The organism is Streptomyces sp. NPDC051315 (assembly GCF_044455165.1).
In the GTDB taxonomy this organism is placed as follows: Bacteria; Actinomycetota; Actinomycetes; order Streptomycetales; family Streptomycetaceae; genus Streptomyces.
On record NZ_JBITEN010000007.1, the window covers coordinates 147009 to 165872 of the forward strand.

At 71.8% G+C, this 18864-nt stretch carries 15 protein-coding genes, 1 tRNA gene and 2 pseudogenes; 12 read left to right on the forward strand and 6 right to left on the reverse strand.

Features of this window, described 5'->3' with window-relative positions; all coding sequences use genetic code 11:
- Nucleotides 1-49: 49 nt before the first annotated feature.
- Nucleotides 50-934, forward strand: coding sequence for a DUF4429 domain-containing protein (locus tag ACIBBD_RS15695; RefSeq protein ID WP_399419939.1), 885 nt, complete (start codon nucleotides 50-52; stop codon nucleotides 932-934).
- A gap of 76 nt (nucleotides 935-1010) precedes the next feature.
- On the opposite strand, the pseudogene ACIBBD_RS15700 reads toward ACIBBD_RS15695, so the two are convergent.
- Nucleotides 1011-1357, reverse strand: a pseudogene (locus ACIBBD_RS15700) (phosphoesterase); the annotation flags it as partial.
- A gap of 171 nt (nucleotides 1358-1528) precedes the next feature.
- Between ACIBBD_RS15700 and ACIBBD_RS15705 the strand changes: the two are divergent.
- Nucleotides 1529-1786 carry a hypothetical protein gene (locus ACIBBD_RS15705; RefSeq protein ID WP_399420123.1) on the forward strand — a complete coding sequence of 86 codons (258 nt, stop codon included), beginning with the start codon at nucleotides 1529-1531 and terminating at the stop codon, nucleotides 1784-1786.
- 24 nt (nucleotides 1787-1810) lie between these two features.
- Nucleotides 1811-3628, forward strand: a complete 1818-nt coding sequence (gene glmS, locus ACIBBD_RS15710; protein WP_399419940.1) for a glutamine--fructose-6-phosphate transaminase (isomerizing) — start codon at nucleotides 1811-1813, stop codon at nucleotides 3626-3628.
- A 150-nt stretch (nucleotides 3629-3778) separates the two neighbouring features.
- Here glmS and ACIBBD_RS15715 read toward each other — a convergent pair.
- Nucleotides 3779-4090: pseudogene (locus ACIBBD_RS15715) on the reverse strand (hypothetical protein).
- 150 nt (nucleotides 4091-4240) lie between these two features.
- On the reverse strand, nucleotides 4241-4768 hold the full coding sequence (locus tag ACIBBD_RS15720) for a universal stress protein (RefSeq protein ID WP_399419941.1): 528 nt from the start codon (nucleotides 4766-4768) through the stop codon (nucleotides 4241-4243).
- A 306-nt stretch (nucleotides 4769-5074) separates the two neighbouring features.
- Here ACIBBD_RS15720 and ACIBBD_RS15725 point away from each other — a divergent pair, with 306 nt between their 5' ends.
- The 5 genes from ACIBBD_RS15725 (at nucleotide 5075) to ACIBBD_RS15745 (ending at nucleotide 8521) form a co-directional block, all read left to right on the forward strand.
- Nucleotides 5075-5416: a hypothetical protein gene (locus tag ACIBBD_RS15725; RefSeq protein WP_399419942.1), complete on the forward strand. Its 342-nt coding sequence runs from the start codon at nucleotides 5075-5077 to the stop codon at nucleotides 5414-5416.
- A 377-nt stretch (nucleotides 5417-5793) separates the two neighbouring features.
- Complete coding sequence (locus ACIBBD_RS15730; RefSeq protein WP_399419943.1) at nucleotides 5794-7050, forward strand: helix-turn-helix domain-containing protein; 1257 nt, start codon at nucleotides 5794-5796, stop codon at nucleotides 7048-7050.
- Nucleotides 7051-7191: 141 nt separating this feature from the next.
- A complete protein-coding gene (gene orn / locus ACIBBD_RS15735) occupies nucleotides 7192-7794 on the forward strand; it encodes an oligoribonuclease (RefSeq protein WP_399419944.1) in 603 nt (200 codons plus the stop codon).
- A 75-nt stretch (nucleotides 7795-7869) separates the two neighbouring features.
- Nucleotides 7870-7942 (forward strand) — tRNA-His (locus ACIBBD_RS15740).
- Nucleotides 7943-7984: 42 nt separating this feature from the next.
- A complete protein-coding gene (locus ACIBBD_RS15745; RefSeq protein WP_399419945.1) occupies nucleotides 7985-8521 on the forward strand; it encodes a GNAT family N-acetyltransferase in 537 nt (178 codons plus the stop codon).
- 662 nt (nucleotides 8522-9183) lie between these two features.
- On the opposite strand, the gene ACIBBD_RS15750 is transcribed toward ACIBBD_RS15745, so the two are convergent.
- Nucleotides 9184-10239: a LacI family DNA-binding transcriptional regulator gene (locus ACIBBD_RS15750; protein ID WP_399419946.1), complete on the reverse strand. Its 1056-nt coding sequence runs from the start codon at nucleotides 10237-10239 to the stop codon at nucleotides 9184-9186.
- A gap of 360 nt (nucleotides 10240-10599) precedes the next feature.
- Here ACIBBD_RS15750 and ACIBBD_RS15755 point away from each other — a divergent pair, with 360 nt between their 5' ends.
- From ACIBBD_RS15755 to ACIBBD_RS15770, 4 genes are all read left to right on the forward strand, one after another.
- Nucleotides 10600-11964 (forward strand): extracellular solute-binding protein, encoded by a 1365-nt coding sequence (locus ACIBBD_RS15755; RefSeq protein WP_399419947.1) that lies wholly within the window; start codon nucleotides 10600-10602, stop codon nucleotides 11962-11964.
- 5 nt (nucleotides 11965-11969) lie between these two features.
- Nucleotides 11970-12980 (forward strand): carbohydrate ABC transporter permease, encoded by a 1011-nt coding sequence (locus tag ACIBBD_RS15760; RefSeq protein WP_399420124.1) that lies wholly within the window; start codon nucleotides 11970-11972, stop codon nucleotides 12978-12980.
- Nucleotides 12981-12991: 11 nt separating this feature from the next.
- Entirely contained in the window at nucleotides 12992-13900 is a 909-nt protein-coding gene (locus ACIBBD_RS15765; RefSeq protein WP_399419948.1) for a carbohydrate ABC transporter permease, read from the forward strand.
- A gap of 290 nt (nucleotides 13901-14190) precedes the next feature.
- Nucleotides 14191-15627, forward strand: coding sequence for a GH1 family beta-glucosidase (locus ACIBBD_RS15770; protein WP_399419949.1), 1437 nt, complete (start codon nucleotides 14191-14193; stop codon nucleotides 15625-15627).
- Nucleotides 15628-15824: 197 nt separating this feature from the next.
- Here the strand turns inward: ACIBBD_RS15770 and ACIBBD_RS15775 are convergent, their stop codons facing one another.
- Together ACIBBD_RS15775 and ACIBBD_RS15780 are read right to left on the reverse strand one after the other, a co-directional pair.
- Entirely contained in the window at nucleotides 15825-17291 is a 1467-nt protein-coding gene (locus ACIBBD_RS15775) for a cellulose binding domain-containing protein (RefSeq protein WP_399419950.1), read from the reverse strand.
- 109 nt (nucleotides 17292-17400) lie between these two features.
- Entirely contained in the window at nucleotides 17401-18810 is a 1410-nt protein-coding gene (locus tag ACIBBD_RS15780) for a sensor histidine kinase (RefSeq protein WP_399419951.1), read from the reverse strand.
- Nucleotides 18811-18864: the final 54 nt, after the last annotated feature.

Here is an 18864-nt window from a genome sequence, read left to right on the forward strand (position 1 = left end):
CCGCACGTGGTCCCCGACTCGGGGAAACAGCTGATGGAACAATCCTTCCATGGCGGAAATCATCCAGAAGGACGGCACCTGGGTCTTCGACGGCGACGCCCTGCGGCTGACTCCGGGACGGGACAAGAACGTCGGCCTGCTCCGCAGGACGCTGGGTGAACTCCTCGTCTCGCTGGGCGCGTTGGCGGGCGTCTCGTTCGAGCAGGGCAAGAAGACCGGGCGGCTCAGGCTGCGGCTGCGCGACGGCGCCGACCCGCTGCTGCACGCGACCGGCGGGCGGCTGACCGAGCCCCACGACCCCTACCAGCTGCTGGTCGAGTCCGACCGCTACGGCGTCGCCGAGTACTTCGTGGACGAGGTGCGCAACGCGCTGCTGCTGGACCGGGTGCCCTCCGATCCGGTGGACGCCTATCTGCTGCCCGGCCCGTCCGTGCCGCTGTCGGTGTCCGCCGGGGACGGCACCGCGAGCTTCGACGGCGAGCACGTGCGCCTGGAGTGGAACTGGAAGACGGAGGACGCCAAGGCCGCCGCCGGCGCGCGCAGCCTCCCCCTCGCCGAGATCACGGCCGTGGAGTGGCATCCGGCGGTCGGCCTGGAGAACGGTCACCTGCGCTTCACCGTGCGCGGCGCGCCCACCAAGGCCCCGCCGAAGTACGACCCCAACGCCGTGGAGCTGTGGGGCTTCAAGAAGGACGCCCTGATGGCGCTGGTGGCGGCCGCCGTCCAGGCCCGGCTCCCGCACCCGGCCGCGGCCGCCGAGGAGGCCGTACGGCCGCCGGAGGCCACCCCGCGCGCCCTCGCCGCCGTTGCCGCCGAGGACGACCACGACGCGCTGCTGAGGCGGCTGCGGGAGCTGGGCGAACTGCGCCGGGAAGGGGTCCTGACGGACGAGGAGTTCACGATGGCCAAACAGGCGGTCCTCAAGCGGATGTGAGGGCCGCCCGCCGCCGGTGCGCCCCGCCTGCCGGGCACACCGGGTGCTACGAGGCCGGGCGCGCCACGGTGAGGTGGTCGACCCGCTCGGCAAGGTCCCGCGGGTGGGTGCCGACGCGGACGAACGGCTTCTCGACGGCGACCGGGACCAGCCAGGAGATCGTCATCTCGGCGCGCGGGTGCGAGTGGCGGCCGAAGGGGGCGACGGGGGTGCGTCGGCCTTCTCGGTGCTCGCGACCGTCCGGGGCGCGGCCTGTGCGGTGGCGCCGGTGACGAACGCGCCACCGGTGACGGCGCCCAGGGTGACCGCGCCGCCTCCGATCGTCGTGCGGCGCGAGAACGCGGAGCGCGAGTACTCGTGCTGCCCGGCCATGCTCATGCGGTCGGCGAGCCGCTCGGGCAGGCCCGTGCGAGGCATGCCCATGGCCTGCGAAGCCGCTCTCCTCGGGCGACGAACCGCGGGCGCGCGAGTGGACGGCGCGGGGCCGGACACTCATGAGAGGTTCAACGTTCACCCAAAGATTTTTGACAGGTGCCTGCCCGAAATCGGGCAGGAATCTTGCGAAAGACGCTCCGGTACCTCAGGATCTACCGGGTGCACGACGAACTTGTAGATCATCTGACGCGATCCTCGCCCCTGAACAGGGGCGAGGCGCTGCGGGTGATCCAGGACGTGCTCGCCTTCTTCGACGAGACGACCGAGGACTACGTCCGTCGCCGCCACCGCGAGCTCCAGGCCCAGGGCCTGGTCAACGCGGAGATCTTCGAACGGATCGAGGCGGACCTGAAATACCGTGCGGTGGCCCCGCCGGAGCTCTCGCTCCGGCAACTGCGGCGCATCGTCTACGGCTGAGCCGAAGCTTGGGGATACCTGTATATGTGCGGAATCGTCGGATACATCGGGAAGCGTGACGTCGCCCCGCTGCTCCTGGAAGGCCTCCAGCGCCTGGAGTACCGCGGCTACGACTCCGCGGGCATCGTCGTCACCTCCCCGAAGACAGCCGGCCTGAAGATGGTCAAGGCCAAGGGCCGCGTCCGCGACCTCGAGGCCAAGGTCCCGGCCCGCTTCAAGGGCACCACCGGCATCGCCCACACCCGCTGGGCCACCCACGGCGCCCCCTCCGACGTGAACGCCCACCCGCACATGTCGGCCGACCTCAAGGTCGCCGTCGTCCACAACGGCATCATCGACAACGCCGCCGACCTGCGTCGCAAGCTGGAGGCGGACGGCGTCGAGTTCCTCTCCGAGACCGACACCGAGGTCCTCGTCCACCTCGTCGCCCGCTCCCAGGCGGAGAAGCTCGAGGACAAGGTCCGCGAGGCGCTGCGCGTCGTCGAGGGCACCTACGGCATCGCCGTCATGCACGCCGACTTCAACGACCGCATCGTCGTCGCCCGCAACGGCTCCCCGGTCGTCCTCGGCATCGGCGAGAAGGAGATGTTCGTCGCCTCCGACATCGCCGCCCTGGTCGCCCACACCCGGCAGATAGTCACGCTGGACGACGGCGAGATGGCCACCCTCAAGGCCGACGACTTCCGCACGTACACGACGGAGGGCACCCGCACGACGGCCGAGCCCACCACCGTCGAGTGGGAGGCCGCCTCCTACGACATGGGCGGCCACGACACCTACATGCACAAGGAGATCCACGAGCAGGCCGACGCCGTGGACCGCGTGCTGCGCGGCCGCATCGACGACCGCTTCTCCACCGTGCACCTCGGCGGCCTCAACCTGGACGCCCGCGAGGCGCGCCAGATCCGCCGGGTGAAGATCCTCGGCTGCGGCACCTCCTACCACGCGGGCATGATCGGCGCCCAGATGATCGAGGAGCTGGCCCGCATCCCCGCCGACGCCGAGCCCGCCTCCGAGTTCCGCTACCGCAACGCGGTCGTCGACCCCGACACCCTGTACATCGCCGTCTCGCAGTCCGGTGAGACGTACGACGTGCTGGCCGCCGTCCAGGAGCTGAAGCGCAAGGGCGCCCGGGTCCTCGGCGTGGTCAACGTGGTCGGCTCGGCGATCGCCCGCGAGGCCGACGGCGGCATCTACGTGCACGCCGGCCCCGAGGTCTGCGTCGTCTCCACCAAGTGCTTCACGAACACGACGGTCGCCTTCGCCCTGCTCGCCCTGCACCTCGGCCGCACCCGCGACCTCTCGGTCCGCGACGGCAAGCGGATCATCGAGGGTCTGCGCAGGCTGCCCGCCCAGATCGCGGAGATCATGAAGGGCGAGGAGGACATCAAGAAGCTGGCCGAGCAGTTCGCCGAGGCCCGCTCGATGCTCTTCATCGGCCGCGTCCGGGGCTACCCGGTGGCCCGCGAGGCCTCCCTGAAGCTCAAGGAGGTCTCCTACATCCACGCCGAGGCCTACCCGGCCTCCGAGCTCAAGCACGGCCCGCTCGCCCTGATCGAGCCGGCCCTGCCGACGGTCGCGATCGTCCCCGACGACGACCTGCTGGAGAAGAACCGCGCCGCCCTGGAGGAGATCAAGGCCCGCAGCGGCAAGATCCTCGCGGTCGCCCACCAGGAGCAGGAGAAGGCCGACCAGACGATCGTCGTCCCGAAGAACGAGGACGAGCTCGACCCGATCCTCATGGGCATCCCGCTCCAGCTGCTCGCCTACTACACGGCGAAGGCCCTGGGCCGGGACATCGACAAGCCGCGCAACCTCGCCAAGTCGGTCACCGTCGAATAGCCGGCCTCGGCGGGCGCGGGGAACCGCGCGACGAGCCCCCTCGCGCCCGCAGAGACTGAACACCGGAACGGACCCCCACGTGAGGCCACCACTCACGGGGGGTCCGCTCATGTCACCGGGGACGCCCGACTCCCCGGCGACCGCTGCCGATCAACCCGTGGCCGTCACACCCGGGCGGGCAGCGCGCCGCGAGAACGCCGCGGGCCGGTGCGCCGGCGCCGCGGTCGCCGCGTACCAGGCCACCGCGCCGGCGGCGACCGCGCACCGGTCCGGCCCGCGCGAGGCCGTCACCGGCGGCGAACAGCGTGACCCCGCCGACGTGGTGGGTGATGGATACGGCGTCCGCCGCCGCCCGCCGTCGATCAGGTCGGTGTACCCGGGTCCGAACGCCAACAGGGGCACGGCCAGGGCGAGTCGGCCGACCATCGTGGTGGTGCCCGGCGCAGAGACGTCGTCGTCCACGGTGGGCTCCCTTCACGCGTGCGCGGTGGCGCGGTGAGCGATATATGCCCTTCACAAAGGCACAAACACCTCTACGCGCGGGTGGATTCATGCGGCGCACAAAGGGAGTTGAGGGCACCCAGGGCTCATCCGGCCTGGGGCAAGAGCGAGTTACGGAATAACGATGACGGGCCGCTTGGCCCGCTTGGCGAGCCGCCCGGCGACGGAGCCGAAGATCCGCCCGACGATGCCGTGCGTGGAGCCGACGACGATCGCGTCGGCCTCGTACTCCCGCCCCACCTCTTCGAGTTCGTGACAGATGTCACCGCCGCGCTCGACCAGGATCCACGGCACCTCGGCGAGGTAGTCCGCGCAGGCGAGCTCCAGACCGAGCACCTCGGTGCGGTGGTCCGGCACGTCGACGAAGACCGGCGGCTCACAGCCGGCCCACACCGTGGTGGGCAGCCGGTTGGCGACGTGCACGATGATCAGACCCGAGCGGGAGCGATGAGCCATGCCGATGGCGTACGCGAGGGCGCGCTCACTGGAGGTGGAGCCGTCGAAGCCGACGACGACACCGTGCTGGAAGGCGGGATCGCAGGCGGGGCGTGTCTCTTCCGCCGCCAGGGGATCGGCCGCCGTGGGGTCGGCGACCGGCCGCTTGCGGTCCGCGGGTTCGAAGAATTCGTGACCGGCCATGGCTGTCTCGGCGTATCGATCCTTATACGGGTGGGACGAGCTGGAGCGGCGGAGCTGTGTCCGGGAATCATCTTCCCAACCCCATACCCCCAAGGGTACGGCGGCACGCCTCGTCGGCCCAGATCCCGCGCGTGGTCCGTGGGGGTTCCAGGGAGCATGCACGAGGGGGCGCCCGTAACGCAATGGTTGCTGCCCCGTACAGGCGGTTTGCGCGGGCTTCGCTCGTGCCGGACGCACCGGGTGAGTGACCGACCCGCCGAACGGGCGTTGATCTCCGTGAACCACCGCCCAGGAGGAGCCCGCCCCATGCCCTCATCCCGCCCGACCCCGAAGGCCCGCGCCGGCGACGACAGGACCACCGACCTGATCCGCTGGGCGGCCTTCAGCTGTGTCCTCGTCCCGGTGGTCCTCCTCTGGTACGGCACCTCCCTGGCCGGCGCCGCCGGCACCGCCCTCGGCCTCGCCGCCGTCACGGCCGCCTGCCGGCTGCTGCTGCGCCGGTCCGAACGCTGCGCGTCCCGGCCGCCCGCCGGCGACCACGACGGCCCGCACACACCGTGCGCACCCCACCGCGGACGCCATCATCGCACCGGAACGGGGTCACACCGTGGCGGTCGTCACAGCGGCGGAAGCACACCGGTCGGCTGACCGGTTTTCACGCACGCGTCCGTAGCTTTTCAGCCAACTTCCGGATACCGCGCATCTCTTGCCGCAACCACCCCCCACCCCCCGTTCCACCTGCACGGAAAGGACCTCAGGGGGCCTGCGCACCCTACGGAGATTGGCCACCGCGACAAGGCGCACTTCCCTGCGCCCCCCACGAGTGCAACGCTTCGTGATCGAATGCTTCACGCCAAGTTGCCATGTCGACAATGTGCCGGGTGCTGAACTGGCCACTCCGGCATCACGCGACACAGTAGATTCGATCTTGACTGTCTACGGCGGGGGACTCGTGCAGGACCGAGGGGAAACGTGCAGGAGCGACACAACCGAGGAGCCGCGACCACCGAGGGGGGCTTAGCAGGATGAGCCACGACTCCACTGCCGCGCCGGAAGCCGCGGCCCGGAAACTGTCCGGGCGACGTCGCAAGGAGATCGTCGCGGTGCTGCTGTTCAGCGGCGGCCCCATCTTCGAGAGTTCCATTCCGCTGTCGGTGTTCGGGATTGACCGCCAGGACGCCGGCGTGCCGCGCTACCGCCTGTTGGTGTGCGCCGGCGAGGACGGCCCGCTGCGGACCACAGGGGGCCTGGAACTCACCGCACCACACGGCCTGGAGGCGATCTCAAGGGCGGGCACCGTCGTCGTGCCGGCCTGGCGTTCGATCACCTCCCCGCCACCGGCGGAGGCGCTCGACGCGCTGCGCCGGGCACACGAGGAGGGCGCCCGCATCGTGGGCCTGTGCACCGGCGCCTTCGTGCTGGCGGCGGCGGGCCTGCTCGACGGCCGCCCGGCCACCACGCACTGGATGTACGCACCAACGCTGGCCAAGCGCTATCCGTCGGTCCACGTGGATCCCAGGGAGCTGTTCGTCGACGACGGCGACGTGCTGACGTCCGCGGGAACGGCGGCCGGGATCGACCTGTGCCTGCACATCGTGCGCACGGACCACGGCAACGAGGCGGCGGGCGCGCTGGCCCGGCGCCTGGTGGTACCGCCGCGCCGGTCGGGCGGGCAGGAGCGCTACCTCGACCGGTCTTTACCGGAGGAGATCGGCGCCGACCCGCTCGCCGAGGTCGTCGCCTGGGCGCTGGAGCACCTCCACGAGCAGTTCGACGTGGAGACGCTGGCGGCCCGCGCGTACATGAGCCGGCGGACCTTCGACCGGCGTTTCCGCTCGCTCACCGGCAGCGCGCCGCTGCAGTGGCTGATCACTCAGCGCGTGCTGCAGGCACAGCGGCTGCTGGAGACGTCGGACTACTCCGTCGACGAGGTCGCCGGCCGCTGCGGCTTCCGCTCGCCGGTGGCCCTGCGCGGCCACTTCCGGCGCCAGCTGGGCTCGTCGCCGGCCGCGTACCGGGCGGCGTACCGGGCCCGCCGGCCACAGGGCGAACGCCCGCCGGTCGACGCCGAGCCGTCGGCGCCGGTCGCGGCGCCCCCGGCGCAGATGGGTCCGGCGCTGCATCCGGAGACCGGCGTGCCGCCGCAGCTGCGGCGGACGGCGGGGGCCGGTGCGGGGGCGGTGGGCTCGTCCGCGTCGTCCGCGTCCTCCTTGTCGGACCACGCGCGGGACGCGTACGCCGGGTCGCGGGCAGGGCTGCCGGGACCGCGTAGCGGGATGTGAGGGTGGGGCGGCCGGAGGCGGGTTCCGCCCCCGGCCGCCCCTGCCCGTGTGCGTCCGCGCCGGATCACGTGCGGTCCCCGGGGTCGTCCGCACCGACGGGGGGGGCATCCCATCGGCGGACGTCAGCCTTAGGGTGGTCGCATGAACGATCGCATGGTGTGGATCGACTGCGAGATGACCGGCCTCTCGCTGTCCGACGACGCGCTCATCGAGGTTGCCGCCCTCGTCACCGACTCCGAGCTGAACGTGCTCGGTGAAGGTGTGGACATCGTCATCCGGCCGCCGGACTCGGCGCTGGAGACGATGCCGGAGGTGGTGCGTCAGATGCACACCGCGTCCGGGCTGCTCGACGAACTCGCGGGCGGCACGACGCTGGCCGACGCCGAGGAGCAGGTGCTGGCCTATGTGCGCGAGCACGTGAAGGAGCCCGGAAAGGCTCCCCTGTGCGGCAACTCCGTCGGCACCGACCGCGGATTCCTGCTGCGTGACATGCCGACGCTGGAGGACTACCTCCACTACCGGATCGTCGACGTGTCCTCCATCAAGGAGCTGGCGCGCCGCTGGTACCCGCGGGCCTACTTCAACAGCCCCGAGAAGAACGGCAACCACCGCGCCCTCGCCGACATCCGCGAGTCCATCGCCGAACTGCGCTACTACCGCGAGGCCATCTTCGTACCGCAGCCGGGACCGGACTCCGACACCGCGAAGGCGATCGCCGCGAGGCACGTCCTGCCCGCCCGGTAAAGGCGTGCGCGAGCACCCCTTCGGACCCTGTACACTTTTTCTCGGCCGGTCGGGGAAACCCGAGCCGCCGACATGGTGGGTGTAGCTCAGCTGGTAGAGCACCTGGTTGTGGTCCAGGATGCCGCGGGTTCGAGTCCCGTCACTCACCCTGAGTCATCAGCCGGTGACCTTCCGAGAAGGTCACCGGCTGATGCGTTTCCGGGAGGCCGCCATCCCCGCATCCCCGCACGCCGAGCCGATCCGCACCCCCCGCCTCGACCTGCTCCCCCTCCGCGTCGAACACGCCGAGGAGATGGCCGCTGTCCTGTCCGACCCGGCCCTCCACACCTTCATCGGCGGCGCCCCGCTGGATCCCGCGGCCCTCCGCGCCCGCTACGACCGGCTCACCGCCGGCTCCCCCGACCCGGCCGTCTCCTGGTGCAACTGGGTCCTGCGGCTGCGCGAAGCCCCGGCCCCGCTCACCGGCACCGTCCAGGCCACGCTCACCGACCGGGCCACCACCGCCGAGATCGCCTGGGTGATCGGCACCCCCTGGCAGGGCCGCGGCCTGGCCTCGGAGGCGGCCCGGGGACTCGTGGACCGGCTCCGGACCCGGGGCGTCCGCACGGTCATCGCCCACATCCACCCCGACCACCACGCGTCCGCCGCGGTCGCCGCGGCGGCGGGGCTGACGCCGACCGGGGTGGAACGGGACGGGGAAGTGCGGTGGCGCCGTCAGCTGCGCTGACGCCGGCCCTCACGGGGGCGGTCGGACGAGGTCGGCGGGTGGGCGCGCGTCGGGGCCGGCGCGGAGCCGGGCCGGGCGCAGTCGGGCACCGGGCCAGACACAGGCCGCTCCCCGGCACACCGGCCGGACGAAGTCAGACACAGGCCGCTCCCCGGCACACCGGCCGGACGACTCACCGGCCCAGGACCGGCCGACTCACCGGCCCAGGACCGGCCGCTCCGCTCTCCAGGCTCCCGCTCAGGGCGCAATCAAGCACGAGCCGCTGACGCAGGCGCGCCGACCAGGCGCGGGCAGGCACGGGGTGCCGGTCACGGCGCCTGGCGGGACGGGCTACGGCACGGGCCGCCTCTGCGGGCTCGGTACCGGGCGGAAAGCCGGGCCCTCGACTGCGGCCGCGCGGCGCGCAGGGCGCCGGGCGGGACGGATTCCGGCACGGGCCGCCCCGCGGACTCGGTTCGCGCGGAGAGCCGGGCACTCGACCCCGGGCATACGGCGCGCACGGCGCCTGGCGGGACGGACTACGGCACGGGCCGCCTCTGCGGGCTCGGTACCGGGCGAAGTGCCGGGCGCTCAATCGCAGGCGCGCGGCGCGCAGGGCGCCGACCGGTGTTCCCCCGACGTCACCGCAGCCGCGACGGGGCCGGCCACCTGACACCGGCGCCCTACGACGAAGCCCGCCCCACCAGCTCCGTCGCCAGGACCACCTGCCTGCGCTCCAGCCCCCGCGACACCGCCGGACGGCGATCCGCGATCTCCGTGAGGAGGAGGTCCAGCATTCTGCGCCCCATCTCCTCGATGGGCTGGCGGACGCTGGTCAGGGGCGGGTCCATGTGGCGGGCTATGGCGGAGTCGTCGTAGCCGACCAGGGCCACGTCCTCCGGGATACGGCGGCCCGCCTCGCGCAGGGCCCGGCGGGCGCCGGCCGCCATGACGTCGGAGCCGGCGAAGACCGCGTCGAGCGAGGGGGTGCGGGCGAGGAGGTCGGTCATCGCGCGGTGGCCGCCCTCCTCGGTGAAGTCGCCCGGCTCGATGAGGCCCGCCTCCGCCTCGTACCCCGCGTCGCGCAGGGCGTCCCGGTAGCCGTCGACGCGGCGCTGGGCGCCGTAGACGTCGAGGCGGCCGGTGATGTGGGCGATGCGCCGGCGGCCCCGCGCCAGCAGGTGCTCCACGGCGGAGCGGGCGCCGCCGTAGTTGTCGGAGTCGACCGAGGGGAGCGTCTCCGCGGCGGAGCGGGGGCCGCTGATCACGGCCGGGATCTCCAACTGGGCGATGAGGTCCGGCAGGGGGTCGTCCGCGTGGACCGAGACCAGCAGGACGCCGTCCACCCGGTGCGCCGCCAGGTACTGGGCCAGCCGTTGCCGTTCGCGGTCGCTCCCGGCGAAGATCAGCAGCAACTGCATCTCGGTGTCGGCGAGTTCGGCGCCGACACCGCGCAGCATGTCCGAGAAGTACGGCTCCGCGAAGAAGCGTGTCTCCGGCTCGGGGACGACGAGGGCGATGGCGTCCGTGCGGTTGGCGGCGAGGGCGCGGGCGGCGGTGTTGGGGACGTACCCGAGCTCGGCGACCGCGGCCTCCACGGCCGCGCGGGTGGCGTCACTGACCCGGGGCGAGCCGTTGATCACCCGGGAGACCGTGCCCCGGCCCACGCCGGCGCGTGCGGCCACCTCTTCGAGGGTCGGCCGGCCACCGCTCCGGCCCCGCGCTCCGTGGCTTGCCATGGGCTCCGCCTTCCCGCCGTTCGTCATCCCGCTGGCCTGGAATCTAACAGTCCCGCCTGTTCGCACGTCCGCGCACCGGAGGTCGCGGGGCGCGCACCGCGGGCCGGCGCCCCCCGGCCGAAAAGCATCGCCATGGAGTTAGCTAACAGCCGGATAACTGAACGCATCTCTCCGCGCCCCCACCCTTGACACCCCCGCCCGAACCGACGACTCTTCAACACATCACCTGTGGGAGCGCTCCCACGGTACCTGACACATACACATCCCGCACGTTCCCCGCCCGAGCCGCAGCGAGAAACTAACGGGCCCAACAATGCAGTTGGCCGGGGGGTCGGCACGTCAGGGCAACAGGAGGACGCAATGCGAGCACGTACCCTCCCCCATTCTCGGCTTCGCTCGAGCGGGGGCACCCCCATCGCCCGCAAGGCGCTGGTCCTGGCGGCCGTCGCGACGCTGGGCGCCGGGCTGCTGGCCGGCTGTGCCGACGACGGCGGCGACGACAGCTCCGACGGGTCGTCGTCCGGCGATGGCAAGGGCAAGACCACGATCACGCTGGGGCTCTTCGGCACGATGGGCTTCAAGGAGGCCGGCCTCTACGCCGAGTACGAGAAGCTCAACCCGAACATCAAGATCGCCGAGAACGTCATCGAGCGGAACGAGAACTACTACCCGGCGCTCGTCAACCACCTGACCACCAACAGCGGTCTGCAGGACATCCAGGCGGTCGAGGTCGCCAACATCGCCGAGGTCACCGCCACCCAGAGCGCCAAGCTGCAGGACCTGTCCAAGGTCTCGGGCGTGAACAAGAGCAACTGGCTGGACTGGAAGTGGGCGCAGGCCACGACGAAGGACGGCAAGACGATCGGTCTGGGCACCGACGTCGGTCCGATGGCCATCTGCTACCGCACGGACCTCTTCCAGCAGGCCGGTCTGCCCACCGACCCGGCGGAGGTCGGCAAGCTGTGGGCGGGCGACTGGAACAAGTTCGTCTCGGTCGGTGAGCAGTACAAGGCGAAGGCGCCCAAGGGCACCTTCTTCATGGACTCCCCCGGCGGTCTGATCAACGCGATCCTCAGCAGTGAGAAGGAGAAGTTCTACGACTCCGCCGGCGAGGTCATCTACAAGTCGAACCCGGCCGTCAAGAACGCCTTCGACCTGACCGCGAAGGCCGCCGAGGAGGGCCTGGTCCAGGCGCAGACGCAGTTCCAGCCCGCCTGGGACCAGACGATCGCGAACAGCAAGTTCGCCACGGTGGCCTGCCCGCCGTGGATGCTCGGCACCCTCAAGGGCAAGTCGAAGCCGGAGTCCTTCGGCAAGTGGGCCGTCGCGGTGGCGCCGAAGTCGGGCAACTGGGGCGGTTCCTTCCTGAGCGTGCCCTCGAGCGGCAAGAACGTGAAGGAGGCCGAGAAGCTGGTCGCCTGGCTGACCGCGCCCGAGCAGCAGGCGAAGCTGTTCAAGGTGCAGGGCTCCTTCCCGAGCGCGCCGAGCGCGTACACGATGCCCGAAGTCACCACCGCCAAGAACGACATGACCGGTGACGCCAACATCGGCACGATCTTCGCGGAGGCCGCCAAGGCCGCCCCGGTCCAGGTGATCGGCCCGAAGGACCAGATCATCCAGCAGGGTCTGACCGACAACGGCGTCATCCTCGTGACGAAGGGCAAGTCGGCGGAGGAGGCCTGGAAGACGGCGACCAAGACCATCGACAACAACCTGGACAAGTGACCCGTATGGCCACCCGCCACGACACCGCCGCGCCCCCCGTCAAGGAGGGGGGCGCGGCCCCGGGCCGCCCGTCCGCCGTCCCCACGGAGGCGGAACAACGGCGCCGGGCCCGGCTCTCCCGGCGCTGGCAGCGCGACATCCGCTGGAGCCCCTACGCCTTCGTCTCCCCGTTCTTCCTGCTGTTCCTCGCCTTCGGCCTGTTCCCGCTGATCTACACGGGCTGGGCGTCGCTGCACCAGGTGGAGATGACCGCGCCCACCGACATGAGCTGGGTGGGGCTGCGCAACTACACCCGGATCTTCGACGACGACTTCTTCTGGAACGCGGCGGAGAACACGCTCACGATCGGGATCATCTCGACCGTGCCGCAGCTTCTGATGGCGATGGGGCTCGCCCACATCCTCAACTACAAGCTGCGCGCCTCGACCTTCTACCGGGTCGCGATGCTCGCCCCCTATGCGACGTCGATCGCGGCCGCCTCGCTCGTCTTCGTGCTGCTCTTCGGGCGCGACTACGGCATGATCAACTGGGTGCTGGACATGGTCGGGATCAACCCGATCGACTGGCAGAACGACAAGTGGCCGTCGCAGATCGCGGTCTCCTCGATCATCGTCTGGCGCTGGACCGGCTACAACGCGCTGATCTACCTGGCGGCGATGCAGGCGATCCCGCAGGACCTGTACGAGTCGGCGGCGCTGGACGGCGCCAGTCGCTGGCAGCAGTTCTTCCACGTGACGCTGCCGTCGCTGCGGCCGACGATCCTGTTCACGGTGGTCGTCTCGACGATCGGCGCGAGCCAGGTGTTCGGCGAACCGCTGCTGTTCGACGCGAACAAGGGCGCCTCGGGCGGTGCGGAGCACCAGTTCCAGACGCTGGGCCTGTACCTGTACGAGCAGGGCTGGGTGAACCAGCACCTGGGCCGGGCCTCCGCGATCGCCTGGACGATGTTCCTGATCCTGATCGTGATCGGCATCGTCAACTACGTCATCTCGCGCCGGCTGCGCGCCAGTAGTTAAGGAGTACGGCCGTGACGACGACCCTGACGAAGCCCGAGCCGCGGGATGCCGTTCCCGAGGCCCGCCGGGTGCGCCGCCCGAAGTCGGCGCGGGCCGGCGGCCAGATGCACGCCGGGCCGATCGCGTACGTGATCCTGGCCCTGTTCACCGTCGGCTCGCTGTTCCCGCTGGTGTGGACGGCGATCGCGGCGTCCCGCGACAACAACCGGCTGGCGCAGACCCCGCCGCCGTTCTGGTTCGGCTCGAACCTCTTCCACAACCTGGACGTGGCCTGGAACGACGCCAACCTGGGCACGGCGTTCGTGAACACGACGATCGTGGCCGGGACCTCGGCCGCGACGATCGTCTTCCTCTCCACGATCGCCGGGTTCGCCTTCGCCAAGCTGCGGTTCCGCGGCCGGGGCGCGATGATGCTGATCGTCATCGGCACGATGATGGTGCCGCCGCAGCTGAGTGTGATCCCGCTGTACATGATGGTCGCGAAACTGGAGTGGACCGACCAGCTCCAGGCGGTGATCCTGCCGTCGCTGGTGAGCGCCTTCGGGGTGTTCTTCATGCGGCAGTACCTGATCCAGGCACTGCCGGACGAGATCATCGAGGCCGCCCGGGTGGACGGCGCGAGCAGCTGGCGTGTGGTGTGGCACGTGGTGTTCCCGGCCGCGCGCCCCGCGATGGCGGTGCTCGGCATGCTGATGTTCGTCCAGACCTGGAACGACTTCCTGTGGCCGTTCCTGGTGCTGAGCCAGACCGGCAACCCGACCGTGCAGGTGGCGGTCGCGGGCCTCGGCCGCGGGTACACGCCCGACCAGTCCCTGATCATGGCGGGCGCGCTGCTGGGCACGCTGCCGCTGCTGCTGGTCTTCGCGATCTTCGGCAAGCAGATCGTGGGCGGCATCATGCAGGGCGCGGTGAAAGGCTGACGCGCCGCGCCGTACGGAGACGCACGCCCCGTGGCGTCAGGGATCGCGCCCGGCGCCGTACGGGCTCACGTCCACCGCCGGCCGGGGCTCACGTCCCGCCGGCCGGGGCTCACGTCCCGCCGGCCGGGGCTCTCGTCCCCGGCCGCCCGGGACTCTCGTCCCACCGACCCAGCGACACCTTCCAGGGGCCGGGTCACCGCCGCCTCGGCCCCTTCCGCACCCCCCGCACCTCTTCCCCCCATCCTTCGTCGGTCTCGATGACCTCGACGACCACCCATGGGAGCGCTTCCATGACCGAGTCCGCACAGCCGGTGAATCCGGTGACCTTTCCTCCCGCCTTCCTCTGGGGCGCCGCGACGTCCGCGTACCAGATCGAGGGGGCGGTGCGGGAGGACGGCCGCACCCCGTCGATCTGGGACACCTTCAGCCATACGCCGGGCAAGACCGCCGGTGGCGACACCGGTGACATCGCTGTCGACCACTACCACCGCTACCGCGAGGACGTGGCGCTGATGGCGGAGCTGGGCCTGTCGGCCTACCGCTTCTCCGTCTCCTGGTCGCGGGTCCAGCCGACCGGCCGCGGTCCGGCGGTCCAGGTGGGCCTGGACTTCTACCGCCGGCTGGTCGACGAGCTGCTGTCCAAGGGCATCAAGCCGGCCATCACCCTCTACCACTGGGACCTCCCGCAGGAGCTGGAGGACGCGGGCGGCTGGCCGGAACGCGACACGGCGTACCGGTTCGCCGAGTACGCGCGGATCGTCGGCGAGGCGCTCGGCGACCGCGTGGAGCACTGGATCACGCTCAACGAGCCCTGGTGCAGCGCGTTCCTGGGCTACGCGTCCGGCGTGCACGCGCCGGGCCGTACCGACCCGGCCGCGTCGCTGCGGGCGGCCCACCACCTGAACCTGGCGCACGGCCTGGGCGCGTCCGCCCTGAGGTCGGTGATGCCGGCCCGCAACTCGGTCGCGATCAGCCTCAACTCCTCCGTCGTACGGCCCCTTTCGCAGACGGCGGGCGACCTCGCGGCGGCCCGGAAGATCGACGACCTGGCCAACGGCGTCTTCCACGGCCCGCTGCTGCGGGGCGCGTACCCGGAGACCCTGCTGACGGCGACGTCGTCGCTGACGGACTGGTCGTACGTCCTCGACGGCGACCTGCGCGCGATCAACCAGCCGTTGGACGCGCTGGGCCTGAACTACTACACGCCCACCCTGGTCTCGGCGGCGGACGCCGACCCGAAGGGCCCGCGGGCCGACGGCCACGGCAGCAGCGACCACTCCCCCTGGCCGGCCGCGGACGACGTCGCCTTCCACCAGACGCCGGGCGAACGCACCGAGATGGGCTGGACGATCGACCCGACGGGCCTGCACGAGCTGATCATGCGCTACACCAAGGAGGCGCCGGGCCTGCCGCTGTACATCACGGAGAACGGCGCGGCCTACGACGACAAGCCCGACTCCGACGGCCGGGTCCACGACCCCGACCGGATCGCCTACCTGCACGGCCACCTCAGGGCCGTCCGCCGGGCGATCGCCGAGGGCGCCGACGTCCGCGGCTACTTCCTGTGGTCCCTGCTGGACAACTTCGAGTGGGCGTACGGCTACGAGAAGCGGTTCGGCGCGGTGTACGTCGACTACGCGACGCTGGCCCGCACCCCCAAGTCGAGCGCCCTCTGGTACGGCCAGGCGGCCCGCACGGGATCCCTGCCGGCACTCGAGACCGCCTGACCCTCCCGGGGGAGCGGGGGAAGGGGCGCGGCACGTCGTGGGGGCGTGCCGCGCCCCGCTGCTTCGCCGGCGCCGGTCACGTCCTCGGTGTGGGCGAGCGCGGCGACGACGGGGAGGGCGTGGTGGTGGGTGGGCGCCGGGACCAGAGCCGCCCGGGGACGATCGACGGACGCTTCGGACGGCCGTTCGAGCCGTGACTACCGGAACGTGGCGAACGCCTTCGAGAACGCGTTCGGGTCCTGGAGGATGGAGCTGCAGGTCGCGTCCGCCGAGGGCTTGGTGCCGCCCGGGCACTGCTTGTCGCGGGTCGCGGACCACATCGACAGCCAGCCGAGTCCCTTGGTCTCGGCGAACTCGACGAGCTGGGTGGCGTCCTCGACCGTGAAGATCTCCGACGTCACGTCGTTCACGCCGATCATCGGCGTGACGGCCACGGTCTTCCAGGCGGCGGAGTCGCTCAGCCCGAGGACGCTCTTGACCTGGGCCTGGGTGGCGGTGGCCGCCTGCTCGGCATAGGTGCCCATGTCGCCGCTGTACGCCGGACCGTAGTCCATCGCCATGATGTTGACGGTGGTGATCCTCACGCCGTTGGCCCTGGCGTCGGCCAGCAGGTTCACGCCGTCCTGGGTCAGGCCCTCCGGCATCACCGGAAGCGTGAAGGAGACGTCCAGGCCCGGGTGCCTCTGCTGGAGCCTGGCGACGGCCTGGGCGCGCCGGGTGTTCGCGGCCGCGTTCGGCAGGGCGCCGCCCTCGACGTCGAAGTCCACCTTGGTCAGGTCGTAGGCGTCCACGACCTTGCCGTACGCCGCCGCCAGCGCGTCCGCCGACGAGCAGGCCGTGGCCAGTTCCGCGCCGGCCGCGCCGCCGAACGAGACCCGGACGTCACCGCCCTGGGCGCGCAGGGCGCCGATCTGCGCGGCCACCGCGTCGCTCGCGAGGTCGGTGACCCCGCCCCACTTGGGCGTGCAGCCACCGCCGTCGGTGACGAAGGCGAGGTTGTAGTTCTTCACCCCGGTCGCGCTCGCGCTCGCGAGGAGGTCGAAGGCGGGGTAGAGGGAGGTGTCGACGTAGGGGGTGAAGGCGGCGGAGGCAGGCGTGCCGGTGCCGGTGCTCGGCGACGGGGAGGCGGTGGCCGTCCGGGTGGGGGTCGCCGTCACGGAGGCGGTGGCGCTCGGGGTGGTGGGCGCGGTCGGGGTCGGGGTCTGGGTCGGGCGGCCGCTCGGTTCGGGTGTCGCGCCGTCGTCCACCGAGCACGTGACGCCGTCGACGCGACAACCGGTCGGATCGCCCGTGCCGTTGACGACGAAGCCGACGGTGACCGACTCGCCGGGGGCCAGACCGTCGGTGTCCCACTTCGGGGGCGTCACCGTGATGTGCTGCCCGCCCACCCTCGACTCGGCGTTCCAGAGGGAACCGAGCCCGGTCCCGGCCGGCAGGTCGAACTCCAGCGTCCAGTCGGCCTTCGCCTGCCCGCTGTTGTTGGTGACGACGTACTGGGCGGTGTAGCCGGTCGACCAGTCGCTGGTCCTCGTGTAGGCGGCGCCCACACCGGCGGCCTGCGCGGTGCCGGTGAGCAGGACGGCTCCGCCACCGACCACGGCCGCGGCGACCGCGCCGCCGATCGCCTTGTTCCTGCCACTGATCCTGCGCCGGTGCGTGCTCATGGCGTGCCTGCCTTCGCTGTTCACGGGGGTGGGGTGCGGCAGCACGCTAGCGAGCCCCAAGCGGACAAAACGCCTGATCGGGGCGGGGGTCGGCGATCTTAGGGCGCGCTTAAGGGAGGGATCGGGTCCGGTTAAAGGGAGAGGCCGGCCTGCCCGGCCGACGTCTGCGCACCGCCCCACGGTGCCCCCTGCGCACCGGCCCCTGCCCGGCCCGTCCGTCGAGCTGGATCCATATCCGCACCTCGGCCCCGCCCAGCACCGACGACCCGACCCGTACGTCCCCGCCGGTCGACTCCGCGAGCCGGCGCACGATGTCCAGGCCGAGCCCGGTCGACCCGGCGCTTCCGGAACCCCGGCCGCGGGCCATCGCCGCCTCGGGGTCGGGTATGCCGGGGCCCGCGTCCGACACCAGCATGATCACCGCGTCCTCCGCGTTGTGCACGTCGACCGCGAAGGCGGTGCCCTCGGGGGTGTGCCGGAAGACGTTGCCGAGCAGGGCGTCCAGCGCGGCCGCGAGGTCGGCGCGGGCCACGGGGATGCGCACCGGGCGGTCGACGCCGGCCACCCGCACCTTGCGCCCCTCGTCCTCCGCGAGCGCCGACCAGAACGCCATCCGCTCCCGCACGACTTCGGCCGCGTCGCATCCGGCGCCCGGCCCGGCCGCCGCGGTCTGCGGCTTCGCCTCGCGCGCCGTGCGGATGATGGTGTCGACCTCGCGCTCCAGCTGGGCGACCGCGGCCCGGGTCTGCTCGGCGGCCGGGGAGTCGCCGAGGGAGGCCGCGTTGAGCCGCAGCACGGTCAGCGGCGTACGCAGCCGGTGGGAGAGATCGGCGGCCAGCTCCCGCTCGTTGGCCAGCAGTTGGACGACCTGGTCGGCCATGGCGTTGAACGCGACCGCCGCGAGCCGCAGTTCCTTCGGGCCGTCCTCCGGCACGCGTGCGCCCAGCTTCCCCTCCCCCAGTTCGTGCGCGCCCTCGACCAGTCGCCGGGCGGGCCGCACCATCCGTACGCCCAGCCGGTCGGCGACGGCGACCGAACCGACGACCAGCGCGACACCGACCGCGGCGAGCACCGCCCAGGCCGTGGCCACGCCGTTGCTCACCTCGGACTCGGGGACGTACACCTCGATCACCACGGTGCCGAAGCTGAGCGCGACGGGCTGGAGCAGGGCGGAGCCGCCGGGCACCTCGGTGGTGGAGACGCGGCCCAGGTCGCGGACGGCGGCGACGTCGGCGGCGGCGGCGCGCTGCCGGCCGAGGTCGACGGCGGCCCGGCCGTCGCTCGCGGGGATGTGCACCGCCATCCCGTCGTCGGAGCCGGCGGCGGCGACGACCCGCTCCAACTGGTCGCGTTCGGTGGTGATGGACAGCGCGGGGACCACGACCGCGGCCTCCCGCTCGGCGTTGGAGAAGGCACGGTCGCGGGCCATCTCCTTGATGACCAGCCCGAGGGGGACGGCGAACGCCACCACGACCATCGTGGTGACCGCCAGACAGACCTTGACCAGTGCCCATCTCATCGCTGCGGCTCCCCTCCGGGAGGCGCCGTGGTGGACGGCCCGGCGAAGGGCGGT